General features: G+C 76.1%; 3 protein-coding genes. All 3 read right to left on the reverse strand.

Going from position 1 to position 2,666, the window contains the following annotated elements:
- Nucleotides 1–31 precede the first annotated feature (31 nt).
- Entirely contained in the window at nt 32–1,141 is a 1,110-nt protein-coding gene (locus GTQ99_RS26425) for a transglycosylase SLT domain-containing protein (protein ID WP_166617817.1), read from the reverse strand.
- Nucleotides 1,138–1,599 (reverse strand): hypothetical protein, encoded by a 462-nt coding sequence (locus tag GTQ99_RS25660; protein ID WP_166617818.1) that lies wholly within the window; start codon nt 1,597–1,599, stop codon nt 1,138–1,140. The genes GTQ99_RS26425 and GTQ99_RS25660 overlap by 4 nt, the downstream gene beginning before the upstream one ends.
- Nucleotides 1,596–2,666, reverse strand: a 1,071-nt coding sequence (locus tag GTQ99_RS21995) for a FliI/YscN family ATPase (RefSeq protein ID WP_166617819.1), incomplete at its 5' end; no start/stop codon positions are given. The genes GTQ99_RS25660 and GTQ99_RS21995, both read right to left, overlap by 4 nt.

Below are 2,666 nucleotides of genomic sequence, written 5' to 3' on the forward strand. Positions count from 1 at the left end.
ACGGGGAGCGTCGTCACGGACAGGTGGGTGCTCACGCGGCGCTCCCGAGGTTGGCGGTGATCTTCTGGACGTAGTCCTGGGTCTCGCGGAACGGCGGGATGCCGCCGTGCTTGCGGACGTTGCCGGGCCCGGCGTTGTAGGCGGCCAGCGCCAGCGGGACCGAGCCGAAGGTCTTCAGGTTCTGCGACAGGTACTTCCCGGCGGCGTCAATGGCCTGGAAGGGGTCGCTCGGGTCGATGCCCATGCTCCGGGCGGTGGCCGGCATGAACTGCATGAGGCCGGTGGCGCCGGCGGGGCTCTTGGCGTTCGGGTTGAACCCGGACTCCTGCTTGGCCACGGCCCGCAGCAGCCCGGCCGGCAGGCCGTACTTCTGCTCGGCGGCGGCGAAGGCGGCCTCGTAGGGCGCCGACTTCGAGGTGGTCGCCGACAGCGAGGCGGGCCGCACGTAGCTGGAGGGGTCGGCGGCGCCCGCGCCGGCGGTGCCCACCAGCAGGCCCGCGGCCAGCCCCGCGCCGGCGGCGGCCGTGGCGGCGGTGGCGCCGAGGCGGCGGATGGTCATGGGGGTCTCCCAGACCTTGGAGATCTTCACGACGTCACCCGTCTTCGGAGCGTGCAGCATCTTGCCGTCGCCGACGTAGATGCCGATGTGGGAGCCGCCCTCCAGGACGACGAGGTCGCCGGCCTTCGCCTGCGCGAGGCCCGGCACCGCGGTGCCGACCTTCGCCTGCTGGGCGGCGGTGCGCGGCAGCGAGATCCCCAGCTGCTGGGCGGAGAACTGGATGAGCCCGGAGCAGTCGAAGCCGGCCGGGGTGGTCCCGCCCCACTTGTAGGGGACGCCCGTGTACTGCTTGGCGACGGCGAGCAGCCGCTCCCCCGTGCTCGACCCGACGGCCGGGACGGCCAGCGCGGGGGTGGCGCTGAGGGCGCGGGTGCCGCGGGCGACCTTCCCCGACGTGGCGGCCGAGCTGGAGAGCAGGTCCGCGAAGCCGCTGGCGGTGCCGGCGGTCGTGGCGGTGGCGCCGGCGGCGCCGGAGGGCTTGACGGCGGTGCCCTGCGCGGCGGCGGGCAGCGTGCCGGTGAACTGGGCGATGCGCGCCTCGATGTCAGCGATGCGCGCCTGCACCTCCGCGATGCCGCTCACGGCGCCTCCCCCTCCACCTCGGCGCGCCGGCGGGCGCGGGCGGCGAACTCGGCGACCGTGCGGTCGTCGAGGGCCTTCTGGTCGGCGGCCAGCGCCGCCTGCTCCTGGGCGAGCTCGTGGCGCTCCACGACGCGCTCCAGGGAGCGCTCGGCGCGCCGGGCGCGGGCCCAGGCGGCCTGCTTGACGCCCAGGTCGGCCTCGGCGCGGCTCACGAGCGCGCGGGTGGCGTCGAGGTCGGCGACGAGGGCGGAGCGGCGGGCCACGGCCGCGGTCCAGGCGGCCATCGTCTCGTCGGACAGGTGCGCCTCGCCGAGCTCGCGCTGGACGCGGGCCGCGCGGCGGTTCTCGTTGCGCAGCACCGCGTTGGCGGCCGCGAGGTCCACCTTGGCCTGCTCCTGCTGCACGCGGCGCAGCTTCAGCAGCGCCAGCAGCGCCTTGGCGCTCGACTTGGCGCTCACCGTGCACCTCCCAGTGTCGCGACCAGCTGCGTGAGCCGGGCCCACGCCTGCGCGGCGGGGGTGATGTCGTGGATGTCCTGTCGCAGGAACTCGTTGATGGCGGGCAGCCCCGCGACCGCGGCGTCGACCTCGGGGTTGGCCCCGGGCTGGTAGGCGCCGACGTCGATGAGCTCCTTGGCGTCGCGGTGCGCGGCCAGCACGCGCCGCAGCGCGGTGGCGGCGGCCTTCTGCTCGGGCGTGGTGACCCGGCCGGCGACGCGGGAGACCGACTCCAGCACGTCGATGGTCGGGAAGTGCCCGGCCGTGGCCAGCCGGCGGTCCAGCACGACGTGGCCGTCCAGGATCGAGCGGGCGGAGTCGGCGATCGGCTCGTTGTGGTCGTCGCCGTCCACCAGCACGGTGTAGATGCCGGTGATCGAGCCGGTGACGCCGGGCCCGGCGCGCTCCAGCAGCCGCGGCATGAGCGCGAAGACGCTCGGCGGGTAGCCGCGGGTGGCCGGCGGCTCGCCGACGGAGAGCCCGATCTCGCGCTGGGCCATGGCCACGCGGGTCAGGGAGTCCATCATGAGCACGCAGTCGGCGCCCAGGTCGCGGAAGGACTCGGCGATCGCGGTGGCGGTCAGCGAGGCGCGCAGGCGCAGCACCGGCGCCTCGTCGCTGGTGGCGACGACGACGACGGAGCGGGCCAGGCCCTCGGGGCCCAGGTCGTCCTCGAGGAACTCGCGCACCTCCCGGCCGCGCTCGCCGACGAGGGCGAGGACGGAGACGTCGGCGGAGGTGCCGCGGGCGATCATCGACAGCAGCGAGGACTTGCCGACGCCGGAGCCGGCGAAGATGCCGAAGCGCTGCCCGCGCCCGGCGGGCACCAGGGTGTCCAGCGCCCGCACGCCGAGCCCCAGCGGGCTCGCGACGCGACCGCGGGTCAGCGCGGGCGGCGGGCTGGCGTGCAGGGGCATCCGCGGTGCGGCGTGCAGCGGGGGGCCGCCGTCGAGGGGGTTGCCGAGCGCGTCGACGACGCGGCCCAGCAGCGCGGGGCCGACGGGGACGTCGGCCCCGCGCTGCTGGGC

Origin of the sequence: Kineococcus vitellinus (assembly GCF_009906315.1) — a bacterium.
Lineage (GTDB): Bacteria > Actinomycetota > Actinomycetes > Actinomycetales > Kineococcaceae > Kineococcus > Kineococcus vitellinus.